Source organism: Rhizobium sp. BR 362 (genome assembly GCF_036528765.1).
GTDB lineage: Bacteria > Pseudomonadota > Alphaproteobacteria > Rhizobiales > Rhizobiaceae > Rhizobium.
This window is the reverse complement of record NZ_JARWGH010000003.1, coordinates 13201-29831: the sequence shown is the minus strand read 5'-3', so window position 1 is coordinate 29831 and position 16631 is coordinate 13201. Positions and strand designations below refer to the sequence as shown.

The 16631-nt window shown below is 60.6% G+C and carries 17 protein-coding genes; 9 read left to right on the top strand and 8 right to left on the bottom strand.

Translation table 11 applies throughout. The annotated features are described in order from the left end of the window. The first annotated feature begins 493 nt into the window (after positions 1–493). Positions 494–862 (top strand): CopM family metallochaperone, encoded by a 369-nt coding sequence (copM, locus tag QDY28_RS04505; protein ID WP_331380475.1) that lies wholly within the window; start codon positions 494–496, stop codon positions 860–862. 87 nt (positions 863–949) lie between these two features. Here copM and QDY28_RS04500 read toward each other — a convergent pair whose 3' ends face one another. Beyond that, entirely contained in the window at positions 950–1999 is a 1050-nt protein-coding gene (locus tag QDY28_RS04500; RefSeq protein WP_331380474.1) for an aldo/keto reductase, read from the bottom strand. A gap of 303 nt (positions 2000–2302) precedes the next feature. Between QDY28_RS04500 and QDY28_RS04495 the strand changes: the two genes are divergently transcribed. Next, positions 2303–3007 carry an HAD family hydrolase gene (locus QDY28_RS04495; RefSeq protein ID WP_331380860.1) on the top strand — a complete coding sequence of 235 codons (705 nt, stop codon included), beginning with the start codon at positions 2303–2305 and terminating at the stop codon, positions 3005–3007. 6 nt (positions 3008–3013) lie between these two features. Here QDY28_RS04495 and QDY28_RS04490 read toward each other — a convergent pair whose 3' ends face one another. Together QDY28_RS04490 and QDY28_RS04485 are read right to left on the bottom strand one after the other, a co-directional pair. Further along, positions 3014–3559 carry a hypothetical protein gene (locus QDY28_RS04490; RefSeq protein WP_331380473.1) on the bottom strand — a complete coding sequence of 182 codons (546 nt, stop codon included), beginning with the start codon at positions 3557–3559 and terminating at the stop codon, positions 3014–3016. Then, positions 3556–4185, bottom strand: coding sequence for a DNA-3-methyladenine glycosylase I (locus tag QDY28_RS04485; RefSeq protein ID WP_331380472.1), 630 nt, complete (start codon positions 4183–4185; stop codon positions 3556–3558). The genes QDY28_RS04490 and QDY28_RS04485 overlap by 4 nt, the downstream gene beginning before the upstream one ends. A 303-nt stretch (positions 4186–4488) precedes the next feature. On the opposite strand from QDY28_RS04485, the gene QDY28_RS04480 reads away from it, so the two are divergent. From QDY28_RS04480 to QDY28_RS04465, 4 genes are all read left to right on the top strand, one after another. Further along, positions 4489–5286, top strand: a complete 798-nt coding sequence (locus QDY28_RS04480; RefSeq protein WP_331380471.1) for a L,D-transpeptidase — start codon at positions 4489–4491, stop codon at positions 5284–5286. 202 nt (positions 5287–5488) lie between these two features. Next, positions 5489–6190 (top strand): L,D-transpeptidase, encoded by a 702-nt coding sequence (locus tag QDY28_RS04475; protein WP_331380470.1) that lies wholly within the window; start codon positions 5489–5491, stop codon positions 6188–6190. 326 nt (positions 6191–6516) lie between these two features. Next, on the top strand, positions 6517–7185 hold the full coding sequence (locus QDY28_RS04470) for an outer membrane protein (protein WP_331380469.1): 669 nt from the start codon (positions 6517–6519) through the stop codon (positions 7183–7185). A 76-nt stretch (positions 7186–7261) separates the two neighbouring features. Then, positions 7262–7609, top strand: coding sequence for a DUF6881 domain-containing protein (locus QDY28_RS04465; protein WP_331380468.1), 348 nt, complete (start codon positions 7262–7264; stop codon positions 7607–7609). A gap of 54 nt (positions 7610–7663) precedes the next feature. Here QDY28_RS04465 and glcF read toward each other — a convergent pair whose 3' ends face one another. The 3 genes from glcF to QDY28_RS04450 form a co-directional block, all read right to left on the bottom strand. Continuing rightward, positions 7664–8983, bottom strand: a complete 1320-nt coding sequence (gene glcF, locus QDY28_RS04460; RefSeq protein WP_331380467.1) for a glycolate oxidase subunit GlcF — start codon at positions 8981–8983, stop codon at positions 7664–7666. Positions 8984–9260: 277 nt separating this feature from the next. Further along, positions 9261–10460 (bottom strand): FAD-binding protein, encoded by a 1200-nt coding sequence (locus tag QDY28_RS04455; RefSeq protein WP_331380466.1) that lies wholly within the window; start codon positions 10458–10460, stop codon positions 9261–9263. Continuing rightward, positions 10457–11896, bottom strand: coding sequence for an FAD-binding oxidoreductase (locus QDY28_RS04450; RefSeq protein WP_331380465.1), 1440 nt, complete (start codon positions 11894–11896; stop codon positions 10457–10459). The genes QDY28_RS04455 and QDY28_RS04450 overlap by 4 nt, the downstream gene beginning before the upstream one ends. Positions 11897–12017: 121 nt before the next feature. Here QDY28_RS04450 and QDY28_RS04445 point away from each other — a divergent pair, with 121 nt between their 5' ends. Then, on the top strand, positions 12018–12914 hold the full coding sequence (locus QDY28_RS04445) for a LysR family transcriptional regulator (RefSeq protein ID WP_331380464.1): 897 nt from the start codon (positions 12018–12020) through the stop codon (positions 12912–12914). A gap of 39 nt (positions 12915–12953) precedes the next feature. Beyond that, positions 12954–13511, top strand: a complete 558-nt coding sequence (locus QDY28_RS04440; protein WP_331380463.1) for an O-acetyl-ADP-ribose deacetylase — start codon at positions 12954–12956, stop codon at positions 13509–13511. Positions 13512–13592: 81 nt separating this feature from the next. On the opposite strand, the gene QDY28_RS04435 is transcribed toward QDY28_RS04440, so the two are convergent. Further along, positions 13593–14756: an adenosylhomocysteinase gene (locus QDY28_RS04435; protein WP_331380462.1), complete on the bottom strand. Its 1164-nt coding sequence runs from the start codon at positions 14754–14756 to the stop codon at positions 13593–13595. Positions 14757–14867: 111 nt separating this feature from the next. Continuing rightward, positions 14868–15791, bottom strand: coding sequence for a LysR substrate-binding domain-containing protein (locus tag QDY28_RS04430; RefSeq protein WP_331380461.1), 924 nt, complete (start codon positions 15789–15791; stop codon positions 14868–14870). A 263-nt stretch (positions 15792–16054) separates the two neighbouring features. Here QDY28_RS04430 and QDY28_RS04425 point away from each other — a divergent pair, with 263 nt between their 5' ends. Further along, the gene (locus QDY28_RS04425) at positions 16055–16552 is read left to right on the top strand and encodes an NUDIX hydrolase (protein WP_331380460.1); all 498 of its coding nucleotides are present in this window, start codon (positions 16055–16057) and stop codon (positions 16550–16552) included. Positions 16553–16631: the final 79 nt, after the last annotated feature.

Sequence of the window (16631 nt, the reverse complement as noted above, 5' to 3'; positions counted from 1 at the left end):
CCTTTTGCGACCACAAATTTAGATTTTTGCGCATGCGCTTCTTTGCGATCCTGACAATGCTCATTGCCTGGCTGCTCTATGGCGCCATGCCGGCGCTGGCGAATTGCCCAATCTGCGATTCCGCGGTGGCAATGCCGGCTATCTCGGGCATGAGCATGCACGCCGGCATGGCTGATATGCCTGGCATGACGGATCATGATTCCATAGCCATGCACGCCGACAAAAAGCCGGACAATCCCTGCGCCGGCGGTATGGCACATGCCCCTTCTTGCGCCGCCTGCCTTGCGGTCGCGCCCTCGCTTGCAATGGATGATGGCAAGCCTCTGGCATTCTCATATCCAGCGCCCAGGCATGGCCAACGGCTGCATGATTCCCGTCCCGCTCCAAGAGCGCCGCCTCCCCGTTTTGCCTGACGCTCCTGATTTCCATTCATCAATGATGCGGCGTTGCCGCACAAGATTTCAGATGCCGTTCAAAACGGAAAGGAATTCTCATGCCTGTTTCAAAATCCATGATCATCGCCGGCGCTTTTGCTCTCGCACTTGCCGTTCCTGCCCTTGCTGACGACATGTCCGGCATGGACATGAGCAAGCCCATGGGGAACCAAGGCGCATCCAGCAAGGCCTTCAACGATGCCATGAGCAAGATGCACAAGGATATGATGATCACCTATAGCGGCGATGCCGATGCGGATTTCGTCCGCGGCATGATCCCGCATCATCAAGGCGCCATCGACATGGCCAAGATCGAGCTCAAATACGGCAAAGACCCGGAACTGCGCAAATTGGCGGAAGGTGTCATCAAGGCGCAGGAGGCCGAAATCAAGGAAATGAACGCCTGGCTGAAGAAGCACGGCAAATAAGCCAGGGAACGCGGAGCGAGAGGCGGCGCCTCTTTCTCCGGCAAGCGCCGCCGTCTCACGAGACGGCGGCGTTTCATTCGTGAAGGCTCAGGCCTTCGGCTCGAATGGCTGCGGCCGGCGGGCGGCACCCTGGCGGCTCAGCATCCAGCCGGGATATTCCGGAGCAAGCGCGCTGACCTCGTCGAGTTTGGCGAGATCGTCTGCATCGAGCCTCAGCTTGACGGCGGCCAGGTTCTGGTCGAGCTGGTCGAGGCGTTTGGCGCCGATGATGATGCTGGTGACGAAAGGCTTTGCCAGGATCCAGGCAAGCGCCACGGTCGCCACGTTGGAGCCGTGTTTCTCAGCGACTTCGCGCATCGCGGCGACGCAGGCCCAGGCGCGGTCCTTGTCGACAGGCGGAAAGTCGAAGCTGGCGCGTCGTCCCTCGCCGTTGCCGGGTGCGCCCGGACCATACTTGCCGGAAAGAAGACCGCCGGCGAGCGGCGACCAGACCATAAGCCCGAGCTTTTCCTCAGCCATCAGCGGTACGATTTCGCGCTCCAGATCGCGGCCGGCGATGGAATAATAGGCCTGCACCGTTTCGAAGCGGGCAAAGCCGCGGCGTTCGGAAATGCCAAGCGCCTTGGCGATGCGCCAAGCTTGCCAGTTGGACACACCGACATAACGCACCATTCCGCGAGAGACGAGATCGTCAAGCGCACGCAGCGTTTCGTCGATCGGCGTCACGGTGTCCGTGGCATGGATCTGATAGAGGTCGATATGATCGGTCTGCAGCCGCTCCAAGCTTGCCTGAACCGAATCCATGATATGACCGCGCGAGGCGCCGCGATCGTTCGGCTTGTCACCCATGACGCCGTAAACCTTGGTGGCGATGATGACATCCTTGCGCGGCACGCCGACATTCTTCAGCGCCTGGCCGAGCAGCTTTTCCGAGTTGCCAAAGGAATAGACGTCGGCGGTGTCGATGAAATTGACGCCGGCGGCGAGCGAGTTTTCGACGATCTCGTCAGCCTTCGCCTGGTCGACATCGGCGATCGCACCCCACATGCTGTTGGGATTGGCTTCGCCGAAGGTCATCGTGCCCAGGCAAAGTTCTGAGACGAACATGCCGGTATTGCCGAGTTGGTTATAACGCATTTGAAGAAATCCCTTGTGATCCGCCGAAAGGCAGCTTCCGGCCGGTGAATTCTTGTCTCTTGGCTATTGGCCTCGGCATGACAGCCGCTCATCCGCGCTGCCTTGGGAGGTCCGAAGAAGGTCATCGAGGAGCGGTCTTGGCGCCACCACCATCGAGACAACATCGACATAATGCACCGGAATCCGATTTCAACACGATACCCGGCACCGATCACGATGCAGTGACCCGCGCTTCGCCCTTGCCTCCTTTTAGACGCGCGATAGACTCTCGCATCCATGCAATCCGCAAGAGCAAGAATGTCCATGACACAACGCCCTTTGACCACGATCGGCTTCGATGCCGACGATACGCTCTGGCAGAACGAACAATTCTATCGTCTGACGGAACGGCAGTTCATCGAACTGCTTGCCGACTACGCAGAAAGCGAGAACATTTCCCAGGAGTTGCTGGAAACCGAGAAGCGCAATCTGCACCATTACGGCTTCGGCATCAAAGGTTTCACGCTGTCGATGATCGAAACGGCGATCGAGATCACCAAGGGCGAAGTGCCGACGACCGTGATTGCGCAAATCCTCGATATCGGCCGCGATCTGCTCGCCCATCCCGTCGAAACGCTTCCCAATGTCCGGGAAACATTGGAAGCCCTGACGGGCAATTACCTGCTGGTGCTGATCACCAAAGGCGATCTTTTCGACCAGGAGCGCAAGCTTGCGCAGTCCGGCCTCGGCGATCTCTTCGATGCCATCGAAATCGTCTCCGACAAGAATGCCTCCACCTATCGTCGCATCTTCTCCAAGGTCGGCGACGGGCCGGAACGGGCGATGATGGTCGGCAACTCACTGAAGTCGGACATCGTGCCTGCGCTCGCTGCCGGAAGCTACGGCGTCTTCGTGCCGCACGAACTCACATGGGCCTTCGAACATGTCGCTGAACCGACCGAAGCGCCGAGATTTCGGAAGATCGAGCATCTGGGAGAGTTGCGAGGGGTCATTGCGGAACTCTCCTAATATCTCTCACTGCCCCTGTTTTGACCTCGGCGGAAACAGCGACGGCGCTTGATCAGCCGGCTGGTTCGATTGCTGTGTGGCGGGCGGATTGGGATCGATGAGGATTTCATAGGGGGCGCCCAGGCCGCGGCGCCGGGTGACGCGGGAGTAATAGGGCTTGATCAGCCATGTCGTGTCCTCATTGACGGTGACATCGGCAACCATGCCGTCTTCGTCGGTCCCGAAGAAGGATTCGTCATCGTTCGAGGAAAGATCGAAGATCGCCATATAGGCGTATTTGCTCTTCGAGCTGAAGGTGATCCGGACGTGCTGGCCCTTTTTGAGCGGCAGGGTATAGACCTTGCCCTTGCCGAACTTCGTCCAGCCCTTCAATTTCTCCAGGACGGCGGGGAAACCGAGCTTTTCCACGGTCTCGCCGCGATCGAGTTGCGGAAGCGGCGTCTGCTGGGTGCCATGGGTGCTCTCATCCTCCTGAGTATCCTGCGCATAGGCGGCGTGACTGCCGAGCAGGACGAAAGTGAGCAGCGAAAAAGCCAGCGCCAGGCGTCTCATGGCCGTACCAATGCAGTGCGCATCGCCTCCACCTCTTTCCGGCAATAGCAGCCTTCGATGTGATCGTTGACGAGGCCCATGGCCTGCATGAAGGCATAGACCGTAGTGGGCCCGACGAAGGTCCAGCCGCGCTTCTTCAGATCCTTCGATATCCGCACCGAGGCCGGTGTCGTGGGATTAGCGGCAATGGTCGGATAATCGACAAAGGCCGGACGCTCCTCAGCCGATGGTTCATGGCTCCAGAAATAGCGGGCGAGCGAGCCGAATTCCTGGCGCAGCTCGATGGCGCGGCGGGCATTGTTGATGGTAGAGACGATCTTGCCGCGATGGCGGATGATGCCGGCATCGCCGAGGCAGCGCTCGATGTCAGCCTCGCCAAAATCGGCCACCTTCTCGAAGTCGAAACCGGCAAAGGCAGCACGGAAATTCTCGCGCTTGCGCAGGATCGTCAACCAGGACAGGCCGGATTGAAATCCTTCCAGGCAGATCTTTTCGAAAAGCCTGATGTCGTCGATGACGGGCCGGCCCCATTCCTGATCATGGTAGCGCTGATACTCCGGCAGATTGCCGTGCCAGAAGCAGCGGTCCTTGCCATCCTCACCGGTAATGATGCCTGTTCCGGCCATTGTTACAGTTCGTCCCCTATTTTTAGAACCCGATCCCGAAAACTGGCGAGCAGCTTTCGGATAAGATCATGCCAATCAAATACTTAAGATCGAGAGAACGATTCGAAGGCAAGTCATCCCGATTCAAGGTTTACCACTTGCAAACCGTCTTTCCAAACCAAGCAGTAACCCTGACAAAGGTTTATCCGCTTCGCGGCATTTTGATGAATAGATGTTTACCATTCGCTGGCGCGCAAGTGGCACCATATTCTGGACCGGGCGCAATTACGCCCATCCTCGGCCCGTTTGTAGAGAGTTTGTCCGATGATGAAACAATGCATTTTATTTGCTGCGGGCGCTTTGAGCCTGCTCGCTTCCGGCGCTTTCGCCGATGACCGTTACCAGTCGCGCCCGCCCGTCATCGTCAGCCCCGATCTGACCGCGCCCTGGGTGATGCAGCTCGGCGGCGCCACCGTGCAGCCGGCGGTCTATCCCGTTCGCCCCATGGCGCGGCGGGCCGTCAACCCGATGAACGATCCGGCGGATAGCCAGGCCGTCAATCCGCAGGTACGGCGGGTAATCCAGCCGCGCGGCCTGTTTGCCCGTCCCGTCGTACAGCCGGCGGCCGTCGTCCGGCCGCAATATCCGGCAATCCGCGGCCAAGTCGACCCGCAGTTCCTGCCGCAAATCGTCGATTACCAGACGAGGGAAAGACCAGGCACGATCGTCATCGACACCAACAATCGCTTCCTCTTCCTGGTGATGGACGGCGGCAAGGCGCGGCGCTATGGCGTCGGCGTCGGCAAACCCGGCTTCGAATGGGCCGGTGCACATACGATCACCCGCAAGCAGGAATGGCCCGAGTGGACGCCGCCATCGGAAATGTTGGCGCGCGAAGCGGCGAAGGGCCACTATCTGCCGGCCCATATGGAGGGCGGCGAGGCCAACCCGCTCGGCGCCCGCGCCATGTATCTCGGCTCGACCCTCTACCGCATCCACGGCACCAATGCCCCCTGGACGATCGGCAACGCCGTGTCCTCCGGCTGCATCCGTCTGCGCAATGAAGATGTGATCGACCTCTACGATCGTGTGAAGGTCGGGACACGCGTTATAGTGATGTGATTGCTATCAAGATTGCTGCGCATGGCACGTCGGGCGCAGCAATGCCGTTGTAAGCATTGATATTACCCGCCAATAAGGCTCTTTCGGATGCTACATCAGGTCGCCGGCCCACCGGTTCGATCTTTGCCCTCAGCGATTTCATCTTGATACTCTCGCAAGTTTCGTTAGTTTCTTGCGCGGTAAATCGAGAGGGGAATGACGGATGAAATCAATACTACCGGTCGTGGCGGCGGCGGGAATGGTTATGTCGTGCCTTTTGGCGGCATCGGATGCCGCGGCCTTCAGCGCCTCTGCGCCTCAGGCCGCGCAAGCGACGCGCACCGATGTGATCCGTGTGGCAATGCAGCCGCAGGGACAGGTCAAGCCGCAGTTTCAGCGGCGGATCGTGCGGCTGGTGACCAATGAAGCGCCAGGCACGGTCATCATCGATACCAACAATAAATATCTCTACCTTGTCGAAGGCGACAACCGGGCGCGGCGCTACGGCATCGGCGTCGGCCGCGAAGGCTACGGCTGGTCCGGTGTCGTCAAGGTCGGCCGCAAGGCGGAGTGGCCGGGCTGGACGCCACCGCCGGAAATGATCGTTCGCGAAGCCAAGAAGGGCCACAAGCTGCCGGCCTATCAGGAAGGCGGCGAGGATAATCCGCTCGGCGCCCGCGCGATGTATCTCTATCGCAACGGCAACGACACGGCGTTCCGCATTCATGGCACCAACCAGCCTTGGAGCATCGGCCTGAACATGTCTTCCGGCTGCATCCGCATGATGAACAAGGATGTGATCGACCTCTACGAGCGCGTCCCTGTCGGCACCAAGGTCATCGTCGTCGGCCCCGGCAATAAGCAGGGCGAAGTCAGCTACCAGGACCGCGGCATCGACGTATTGCGGACGATATTCGGCGGCTGAGCAGCGGCAGGATTTTCCAAGCAAGACGTTTCGGCCTGCGGAACGTCTGATCTCTTCTCTATCGCCATAGTGACGTCTCCCCCGCCTTGGGGGAGACGGGCAAAGCAGCCCGCCCCATTGTGCGGCGGCATATCCGTCCGACCATAGTCACTGTGGCGGAGGTGTAACATCCCCAAACTTATCGCGTCCGGCGCTCGGCAAACTGCCCTTTTGGTTCAGTTTGGTGTCAGCCTTCCCACCTAAGCCACTCCGATCAGGGGACGTTGCAATAGAACTGTCACATAAGCACGTTTAGATAGCGACACTTTGCTACTTGGGGATTTTAGATGCATCGTGCACTTCGCATCAGGCAGCCGGCTGTAGCCGCGCTTGCGGTTTCAGCTTTTGTCTTTGCCGCCGGTTCGGCTTCAGCGGAGATGCAGTTTTCGGCCTACGGCGGCTTCCAGGGCGCGACCGGCAACAATGTCAAGACATCTGACGGCGCGGACTTCGATCCCAACTGGTCCGGCAAGTCCTTCAAGATGCCGCCCTATTTCGGCGCCCGCGGCATCTGGTGGCTGGACGAGTTCAACAAGTCGAACTGTGGCGTCTCGCTCGACTACACCCACGCCAAGGTCTATGGCGATCTCGGCAATACACCCGGCTGGTCGCATTTCGAGTTCACCGACGGCCTCAATATGCTGACGCTCAATGCGCTCTATCGCTTCCAGGATCCGAGCCGCAAGTGGACGCCCTATGTCGGCCTCGGCGCCGGCATCAACGTGCCGCATGTCGAAGTCACCCGTGCCTCTGGCCGCACCTTCGATTACGAGTTCGGCGGCGCATCGCTGCAGGCGCAGGCTGGCATCAGCTATCAGTTTAGCCAACACTGGTCGACCTTCGTCGAATATAAGGGCAACTACAACTTCGTGAACGTCCCGATCGACAGCGGCGCCAACCTGAAGACCGATGTCTTCACCCATGCCATCGACTTCGGCGTATCGTTCAACTTCTAAGAAACGCGGCCATTATTGTTGCCGAAAGCCCTAAATCTGTTCTGATTTAGGGGTTTTTGTAGTAGACAATACCGGCATGAGCTTTTCCTATTACCGATGCGACTGGATCCATCCGGAAAGCGAGGAGCCGGTCATCGTCTATTACGAGGTCGGCGACGGCGGAGACGTCCCCCGGCTGATCGATGTTTTTGCCGATGGCCATCGGCAATGCGTGTCCATTGCCGATTATACAGACCGGGAGCGCGAGATGGCGCGCATCGACAGCCTCGTTGAAGGTTCGTTTTATGATGGTGTTGCCGGCTTGGTCGACGGTGTCTTCATTGAGGAAGGGCAAGATCGAATCAGTCTGACGCTTATAGGCGCCGAAAAATTCGAGGTGGAATGGCGGGCACACCGGCCATCGCCGACCAGTCGGCTGCACTAAGCGGTCCGGCTTTTCACCAATCCGACGGAAGCTTTTCCCCTGTCCCGGACGGCCTTAGGAGGCCGCCACCTTGAGCTGGCGGAGCTTATCCGGCATGTCGCCGCCATAGGCCCAATCCAGCAATTCGACCGTGTGCAGAATCGGCTTGTCGGTTCCTGTCGCGATCTGCGTGATGCAACCGATATTGCCGGTTGCGATGATATCGGCCTTCGTCGCCTCGAGATTCCTGACCTTGCGCGCCTTCAGCTCCCCTGAGATTTCCGGCTGCATGATGTTGTAGGTGCCGGCCGAGCCGCAACAGAGATGCCCTTCCGCCGGATCGCGCACGGTGAAGCCTGCTGCCTTCAGCAGCAGTTTCGGCGCCATGGTGATCCTTTGACCATGCTGCATCGAGCAGGCGGAATGATAGGCGACAGTGATGCCGCGCGGCATATGCGAGGGCAGATCGAGGCCTGCGAGATATTCGGTAATGTCCTTGGCGAGCGCCGAGATGCGCGGGGCCTTGTCGGCATAGGCGGAATCGAGCTGGAGCATATGGCCGTAGTCCTTGATCGTCGTGCCGCAACCGGATGCGGTGATGATGATCGCGTCGAGCCCACCGGCTTCGATCTCGCGCATCCAGACATCGATATTGGCGCGGGCACTGGCCAGCGCCTGTTCTTCCCGGCCCATGTGGTGCACCAGCGAACCACAGCAGACCTCGCCTTGCGGCACCACCACTTCGACGCCGAGGCGGGCGAGAAGCCGGATGGTTGCCTCATTGATGGCAGGATCGAGCACCGGCTGGGCGCAACCGGTCAGGATCGCCACCCGCCCACGCCGTTCCCCCTGCGGCTGATGCCGGCCGGGCTTGGCGAAAGCCGACGGCGCCGCGATGGAGCGCGGCGCAAGATCGAGCATGGCAACGAAGGGATTCAGCGCCGGGATGCGGCTCATCAAGCCCTTGAAGGGCCGTCCCAAGCGAGCAAGATTGAGCGCCAGGCGGAACCGGCCGGGATAAGGCAGCACCGCAGCCAGCACGCTGCGCGTCAACCGGTTCATCAGGGGCCGCTTGTAGGTCTCTTCGATATGGATGCGGGCATGGTCGATGAGATGCATATAGTCGACGCCGGACGGACAGGTGGTCACGCAGGCAAGGCAGGAAAGGCAGCGGTCGATATGCGTCACCACTTCGGCATCGGCAGGCCTGCCGTTTTCCAGCATATCCTTGATCAGATAGATCCGGCCGCGCGGACTGTCGAGCTCATTGCCGAGCGTCACATAGGTCGGACAGGTGGCGGTGCAGAAGCCGCAATGGACGCATTTGCGCAAAATCGCCTCGGATTCTGCAACATGCGGATCGGCAAGCTGGGCGGGGGTGAAATTGGTCTGCATCAGGCTCTCCCTACCTTGGCCCCGGCGGGGAGATGAGTGCTGGCAGTGCGGGTTGAGGGGACGTTATGGCTGCAAACAAGAGCAAACTTGCGCTGCTGTTCGAGGTGTTCGTCGCTGACGCTCCTCACCCCCCTCATCCGCCCTGTCGGGCAGCTTCTCCCCAAGGGGAGAAGGGGAAAGGAGAGCATCGAAGGATCCCTGTAAATGAGGTCATCCCCTCTCCCCCGCGGGGAGAGGGTTAGGGTGAGGGGGTGCCTAGCAAAAGACGCCATCCGCATCATCCCATCTTCCCCGGATTGAGAATCCCCGCAGGATCGAACTTTTCCTTCACGCGCGCCGACAGCAGGGCCACGGCCTCAGGCTGCGGCTGAAACGCTGATGTCATCGCGCGGTCGGCGGGCGCAGCGCGCAGCAAAGTGGCATGACCTCCGCCGAGCGCATGGATGTAGCGGCGCACCAATTCTCCCTCCGGCTCCGCCTCCATGCGCATCCAGACCAAGCCGCCCTGCCAATCGTAATAGGCGTCGACGCCAGCTTCGAGGCGCAGCGCCGCGACGAGCTGGTGGCCGATGCTGGGGGCGACCGAAACACGCCAGACAGGGCGCATCGTGCCGTCGGCGTAAGGCTTTACATTGCGGATTTCGCGCCAGAGACGGTGGCTTTCCGCTTCGGCAAGTCGCGCCACGATGCCAAGTCGGCGCATGGCCGAGGCCAGCTTCTCCGCCCTCACCGAAACGGAGCCGGCCAAACCTTCGATGCGCAACACCGTCGCCGCTCCTTCGGGCAATTGGCCGTCCAGAAACGTCCAGGAGACGGTCAGCGGCAGATGTGCCGCGCCGGATACATCGACGGGCAGCGCCATGGCCGCGGCCGTGACGTTTGCCGCCTCGGCATCGTTGAGGCCGGAGACGATGATCGTCTCCTCCGTCTTCAGCCGCGGCGGCACCCGAAAGGTGACTTCCGTCAGGAGGCCAAGCGTGCCATGCGAACCGGCCATCAGCTTGACGAGATCGAGGCCGGTGACATTTTTCATCACCCGCCCGCCGGCCTTGACGATTTCCCCCTTGCCGTTGACGAAGCGAACGCCGAGCAGGCTGTCGCGTGCGGCGCCGCTTACCAAGCGCCGCGGGCCGGAAACATTTGCGGCAAAGACGCCGCCGATCGTCGGCTCGCCGTCCGTTCCCATCAACGGTCGGTGGTCCATCGGTTCGAAGGCCATCATCTGGCCGTTTTGGGCCAGCACCGCTTCGATTTCCGCAACCGGCGTCCCTGCCCGCGCGGTCATCACCATCTCGCCCGGATTATAGGCGACGATACCGGTAAGCCCACACGAACATAATATGGCCTCTGCGGCAACGGCATTGCCGAAACCAGCGCGCGTGTTACCGCCGACGATGGCCAATGCCGCACCCCGTGCGGCGTGATCGCGGATGATGGCTGCCGCCTCGTCTTCCGTCTTCGGCAAATATTCTCTCATGCGGCGTTGCGCCCATCCAGCGGGAAGACTTTAGAGGGATTGAGAATCCAGCCGGGATCGAAGGCAGCGCGCACCGACATCATCTGCGCCAGATCGGCTTCCGAATATTGGTGCCGCATCAGGTCGCGCTTCTCAATGCCGACGCCATGCTCGCCCGTCAGGCAGCCGCCGGCATCGACGCAGAGCCGGAGAATGTCGTTGCCCGCCGCTTCCGCTTTCGCGGCGTCCTCGGGATCATTGGCGTTGAACAGGATCAGCGGATGCATATTGCCGTCGCCGGCATGGAAGACATTGGCGACACGCAGGCCGTAAGCATCGATGATTTCAGAGGTCTTTTTCAAGACATAAGAGAGTTGGCTGAGCGGCACCGTGCCGTCCATGCAGATGTAGTCGGCGATGCGGCCGGTGGCGCCGAAGGCGGACTTGCGCCCCTTCCAGATCAGCGCCGCCTCGGTCGCCGACTGGCACTCGCGCACCGTCTTGACGGTGTGCGTGCGGGCGATCTCGACGATGCTTTTCAGCATGTCGTCCATCTCCGCTTCCGAACCCTCGACCTCGACGATCAGCAGCGCGCCGACATCCAGCGGATAGCCGGCATGGGCAAAGGCCTCGCAGATTTCGATCGCCGGCTTATCCATGAACTCGATGGCGACGGGGATGATGCCGGCGGCAATGACATCGGCAACACAGGCGCCCGCCTGTTCCGACGTGTCGAAACCGAAGAGAACCGGCCGCGCACCCTCCGGCTTGGCGATCAACCGCACCGTCGCCTCGGTGACGATGCCGAGCTGGCCTTCCGAACCGCAGACAAGTCCGAGCAGATCATAACCCGCCGCATCCAAGGCTTTGCCACCGAGATCGATCACCGTGCCATCGGTGAGCACCAGCTTGACGCCGAGTAGATTGTTTGTCGTAACGCCGTATTTCAAGCAGTGTGCGCCGCCGGAATTCATCCCGATATTTCCGCCGATGGTGCAGGCGAGCTGCGAGCTCGGGTCGGGCGCATAGAAGAAACCATCCGCCGAGACGCTTTCGGAAATATGCAGATTGGTCACGCCGGCCTGCACAGTCGCTGTGCGGTTGGCGAGATCGATATCGAGAATGCGGTTCATCTTGGAAAGGCCGAGCACGACGGCATCTTCCTGCGGAATAGCGCCGCCGGAGAGCGACGTGCCGGCTCCACGTGGCACCACGGGAATACCATAGCGATGACAGTATTTCATGACGGCCGCGACCTCGGCCGTCGAGCGCGGCAAGGCAACGGCGAGCGGCATACGGCGATAGGAAATGAAAGCGTCCGTCTCGAAAGGCGTGAGTTCGCGCGGCTCATGAATCAGACATTCCGGCGGCAAGAGGTCGATAAGGTCCGCCACGATCTCGCGCCGGCGGGCAAGAACATCGGCACGCGGCGCCAGAAATGAAATGGCCTCGGCCATGGCGTTCTCCTCCTGCACCCGAATATAGACGCCCCTCTTTTTAACGCCATATCACGCTTATCACTTTCGCGAAATTGGCGTAAATGATAAGCATTTATGTCAAAACAGGAATAAATAGAACATGACCAATCTTGGGGATCTCGAAATCTTTGCCAGTGTCGTCACGACCGGCAGCATGTCGCTCGCCGGTCGATTGCTTGGCTTTTCGCCGGCGGTGATCTCCAAGCGAATCAAACGGTTGGAAGATCGGCTCGGCACCCGGCTTTTGCAGCGCACGACGCGGCAGATTTCGCTTACCGAAGCCGGTCAAGGTTTTTACGACCGGGTGCTCGCCATCCTCGCCGGACTGGAGGAGGCGGAGGCCTATATTGCCGGCCGTTCCGCGCAGATGCAGGGCACGCTGAAGATTTCGGCCCCGACGTCATTCGGCCGGCTGCACATCGCCCCGCATTTGAAGGCCTTCATGCAGGCGCATCCGGATCTGGCGATCAATCTGATGCTGACCGACGAGTTCACCGATATCGTCGGCGGCGGCTTTGATCTCGCCATCCGCATTGCGGAGCTCACCGATTCCAGTCTGGTGGCACGGCGCCTCGCGCTGGTGCGCCGCGTGCTCTGCGCCTCGCCAGCCTATATCGCCGCCCATGGCATGCCAGAGGATATCGATGATCTGCGGCGGCACATCTGCCTGCCGCCGCATAATCACGATCCGTGGCGACTGGACGGACCGAAGGGCGCGCTGACCTTCCGGCCCGAAGGCAAGCTGATCACCAATTCCAGCGAGGTGATCCGCGAAGCGGTGATCGCCGGCCTCGGCATTGCGCTGCGCTCCACCTGGGATGTCGGCCCCGAACTCAAGGATGGCCGTCTGGTGCAGGTGCTGCCGGCCTATGAAGGCTCGCACAGCGTCACGCTGTCGGCCGTCTATCCCAGCCGCCAGTTCCTGCCGGCCAAGGTGCGGGTCTTTATCGATTTCCTGGCGGAACTTTATGGGCCGGTTCCCTATTGGGAGCGATAGACGACCGCTACCTCAATCCAAAGATTGGAGAGTGTCATAATGCCCGCTTTTGAAACCATCCGCTTCGATCTCTCCGCGATCTCGAATACACGCTTCACCGTCATCCTCGGCGACATCACCAAGCTCGACGTCGATGCCATCGTCAACGCGGCAAACAGCAGCCTGCTCGGCGGCGGCGGTGTGGATGGCGCGATCCATCGTGCCGCCGGGCCGGAGTTGTTGGCGGAATGCCGGACGCTGAATGGCTGCAAGACTGGACAGGCCAAGATCACCAGGGGATATCGCCTGCCAGCCAAGCATGTGATCCACACGGTCGGCCCCGTCTGGAATGGCGGGCGCGGCGAAGACGATTTGCTCGCAAGCTGCTATCGCAGCAGCCTCGGCCTTGCCAGGGATCACGGTCTGAAAACCATCGCCTTTCCCGCCATTTCTACCGGCGTCTACCGTTTCCCCGCCGAGCCCGCAGCCACAATCGCGACACGCACCGCTGTTGCCGAGAGCATGGGCGGCGACTTCAACGAGATTATTTTCTGCTGCTTTGGCGATGAAATGGCTGGGCTCTACGACCGGCTGCTACCGGAAGCGTTGAAGGCTTAGGGCGTCTTTCGTCATTCTCGCCAGCGTCATGGTCCTCTGGATTTGACAGTCGGTGTTCCACGCCCGGGATAGGCTTCGCAGTCATCTCGCCAGATCGAGATAGGCCGCTGCCACCATGGCGTCGATATCGGCCGGCACGGGAATGATGCAGGCCTCCTTGCCGAGACCGCCCTTTGCCACACGCTCCAGGCAGCGGGCTTGCAGCGCGAAGCCGAGGTCCATGGATTCGACGGTATTGCCGAGCGGGCGCGGGCCGGCGAGGTTGGCCATGTGACCGGCGCCGAGAATGTGGAAAGCGCGCCCGTCCCGCATGCGGATGGTCTCGATGTGCTCGGCCTCATAGCGGTCAATGCCGGCGACATCCGAACTGTTTCGGAAGGCCTCGACGTCGATCTCACGCGGGAAATGACCGCCGTTCATCAGGATCGCACCATCCTTGATCAGCGGCAGGTCCGCCGCAGTCACGATGTCGTGATAGCCGGTGACGGTGATGAGGATATCGGCGGTACGGATCGCCTCATCCCGCAGCGGCGTAACGAAACCGTCCAGATGCGCCTCCAGCGTCGTCACGGGATTAATATCGACGACATTAACCGTGGCATAGGCGTTGCGGAAACAGGCCGCCGTGCCTTTGCCACAGGCGCCGTAACCGAAGACAGTCACGCGTTTGCCGTTGGTCGAGCGGTTGGTGAAGCGAAGATAGCTCTCGAACAGACTTTGGCCGACTGCGTGCTTGTTTTCGGCGAACTGCTTGATCGGGCTGTCATTGATGACGAGGATCGGCATCGCCAGCCTGTCGCGCATCGGCAGCAACCGGGTGCGGCCCGACGTCGTCTCCTCGGTGCCGCCCAGGAGATTCGCATAGGGCCGCTCGGCGGCGCGCGCAAAGAGATCGCCGCCATTGTCGAGCAGCAGGTCCGGCTTTTCCGCCAGGATGGCGTCGAGGCTGGCGCCATGCTCGGCGGCATCGGTGGTCTGGGTGGCGAAAACGGTGATGCCCTGCGCACGCAGATATGTGACGGTTTCCGGCTGGGTACTGTTGAGATTGCCGGTGCAGACGAGGCGAGCACCGCCGGCGCGCAGCGTCATCAGCAGCGCCACCGTCTTCGGCTCGAGATGAATGCCGGCTCCGATCGCCAGGCCCTCGAAGGGTCTGGTCTCGCGGAATTCCGCTGCCGTTGCCGCAAGCAGGCGGCAGCTCCGGGCAACCCAATCGATACGGGAAAGAGAGGAAGGCTGGTCCATAACGCACTCCTGACGGCGATCTGTCGTGCCTTGATCTCTCATGGGAAGTGACAGGCTGTCTATGGACATTGGAATGAGCGATAGGGGAGAAAAAGTGCCATATGCACGAGCTCATCTCGCCCTTGGCGGGATAGGGCCGGCCCCTGCCTTGACCAGCCAGTCGGCCAGCCGGACAAAAGCCGCTTTCTTCGCATCGCCGCTGCGGATGCTGAGGCTGTATCCCGCGGGTCTGCGGATAAAGCCATAGGGCGCTACCAACGTGCCACGATCGATATCGTCACCAACAGCCGTGCGTGGGACGATGGCAATGCCGACGCCGGAGCGGGTGGCGCCGATCGCCAGAAGCAGATCTTCGAATTCGCGCGTACGGGCAAAGCGAATGGGCGCATGGCCGCTTTCGGCAAACCAATCAACCCAAAGACGGGGCGCGGAACGGCTGGTCAGAGCGACCGCGCCGGCAAGGGCTTCCACACCGGTGGAAAGCCCGAGTCGGGCGGAAAGGTCCGGCGTCGCCACCGGGCCGAACTCGTCTTCCATGAAACGGATTGCGGTGATGTCCGGAGCCGGGCGATATTCGCCGCCCATGATCACCGCGTCGAGATCGGGATGGCGCGCCAGCGGTTCGACCATCGCCATCGGGATGATATCAACATCGACGTCGGGAAGTGCAGCCTGCAGATCCGCAACCCGCGGCATCAGCCACCACACGGCGAAGGCGGAAGGGACACCGAGCCGAAGCATCCGGCGCTCACCGGCTGTAAGTTCGGCCGAGGCTCGCGCCAAAATGCCGAAGGCAATGCCGACGGAGTCGGCAAAGGCCCTGCCCTTCTCGGTCAGTACCAAGCGCCGGCCATCGCGCCGGAACAAAACAATACCGAAAAATGTTTCCAGCACGGCAAGCTGCTGGCGTACAGCGCCGCGTACGACACCGAGCTCCTCGGCCGCTTTCGAAATGCTACCACGACGGGCAACGGCATCAAAGGCGCGCAGCGCGTTCATCGGCGGCAGACGCGACGGTGGGGAGCGTTCGGGCATAACGGAGATTTAGCTTATTTTCCGGTAAGATAGGAAGAGCCATAGAGCGACTGCGCCATCTGCGGCATATTAAAAGGATTTGATGTCGTTAATAGAATAGTCGCTGGCGAATATCAGAGACCGAAGCCGCACATTTTTATCTACTCAGCACTCAACGAAAGTGTGGGGAAATACCATATAAAGTCATATGGCATGCACAATTTTTCCATGCAATGCTAATATGCAGATGATTCTAAACTCCAACTCTAAAGGTGACTCGACCCTTGGCCATTCTCGCCCGTATCGCAAATGATGTGCAGCTCATGTTTCGGCGTCCGCCGCGACAGCAATATGCCGCGCTTTGCTATCGAGTGAGAAAGAAGACGGGTGAGTTGGAAGTGCTGCTGCTCACCAGCCGCGATACCGGCCGCTGGGTCATTCCCAAGGGTTGGCCGATGCCCGGCAAGCTGTCGCATGAAGTGGCGGCCCGGGAAGCCTTCGAAGAGGCCGGTGTACGCGGCACCGTGGAGACCGAACCGCTTGGCGCATTCAGCTACGACAAAGTGCTAAAGGACGGGATCCAGGTGCCGTGTCGGGTTCAGGTCTATGCGCTCGACGTCAGCGATCTCGCCAAGAACTTCAAGGAAAAGGGCGAGCGTACGATCGAGTGGGTTTCCTGCAACGAAGCGATCAAGCGCGTCCGCGAACCGGAGTTGCGCGACATCATCCTCGCCTTTGAGCGGCGGATGACTGCAAGATTTGCCGCAGCAGAGGCCAAATAGGCCCCATCATACTCCCAACAAACTATGCCAGGATGATCGCCAGGCATTGCGCGGCCTGCCGGGCGGCGTAAGAGTATAT

Coding starts and splice junctions, on each gene's coding strand:
- copM (WP_331380475.1), top strand. CDS start 494: ATGCCTGTTTCAAAATCCATGATCATCGCCGGCGCTTTTGCTCTCGCA.
- QDY28_RS04500 (WP_331380474.1), bottom strand. CDS start 1,999: ATGCGTTATAACCAACTCGGCAATACCGGCATGTTCGTCTCAGAACTT.
- QDY28_RS04495 (WP_331380860.1), top strand. CDS start 2,303: ATGACACAACGCCCTTTGACCACGATCGGCTTCGATGCCGACGATACG.
- QDY28_RS04490 (WP_331380473.1), bottom strand. CDS start 3,559: ATGAGACGCCTGGCGCTGGCTTTTTCGCTGCTCACTTTCGTCCTGCTC.
- QDY28_RS04485 (WP_331380472.1), bottom strand. CDS start 4,185: ATGGCCGGAACAGGCATCATTACCGGTGAGGATGGCAAGGACCGCTGC.
- QDY28_RS04480 (WP_331380471.1), top strand. CDS start 4,489: ATGATGAAACAATGCATTTTATTTGCTGCGGGCGCTTTGAGCCTGCTC.
- QDY28_RS04475 (WP_331380470.1), top strand. CDS start 5,489: ATGAAATCAATACTACCGGTCGTGGCGGCGGCGGGAATGGTTATGTCG.
- QDY28_RS04470 (WP_331380469.1), top strand. CDS start 6,517: ATGCATCGTGCACTTCGCATCAGGCAGCCGGCTGTAGCCGCGCTTGCG.
- QDY28_RS04465 (WP_331380468.1), top strand. CDS start 7,262: ATGAGCTTTTCCTATTACCGATGCGACTGGATCCATCCGGAAAGCGAG.
- glcF (WP_331380467.1), bottom strand. CDS start 8,983: ATGCAGACCAATTTCACCCCCGCCCAGCTTGCCGATCCGCATGTTGCA.
- QDY28_RS04455 (WP_331380466.1), bottom strand. CDS start 10,460: ATGAGAGAATATTTGCCGAAGACGGAAGACGAGGCGGCAGCCATCATC.
- QDY28_RS04450 (WP_331380465.1), bottom strand. CDS start 11,896: ATGGCCGAGGCCATTTCATTTCTGGCGCCGCGTGCCGATGTTCTTGCC.
- QDY28_RS04445 (WP_331380464.1), top strand. CDS start 12,018: ATGACCAATCTTGGGGATCTCGAAATCTTTGCCAGTGTCGTCACGACC.
- QDY28_RS04440 (WP_331380463.1), top strand. CDS start 12,954: ATGCCCGCTTTTGAAACCATCCGCTTCGATCTCTCCGCGATCTCGAAT.
- QDY28_RS04435 (WP_331380462.1), bottom strand. CDS start 14,756: ATGGACCAGCCTTCCTCTCTTTCCCGTATCGATTGGGTTGCCCGGAGC.
- QDY28_RS04430 (WP_331380461.1), bottom strand. CDS start 15,791: ATGCCCGAACGCTCCCCACCGTCGCGTCTGCCGCCGATGAACGCGCTG.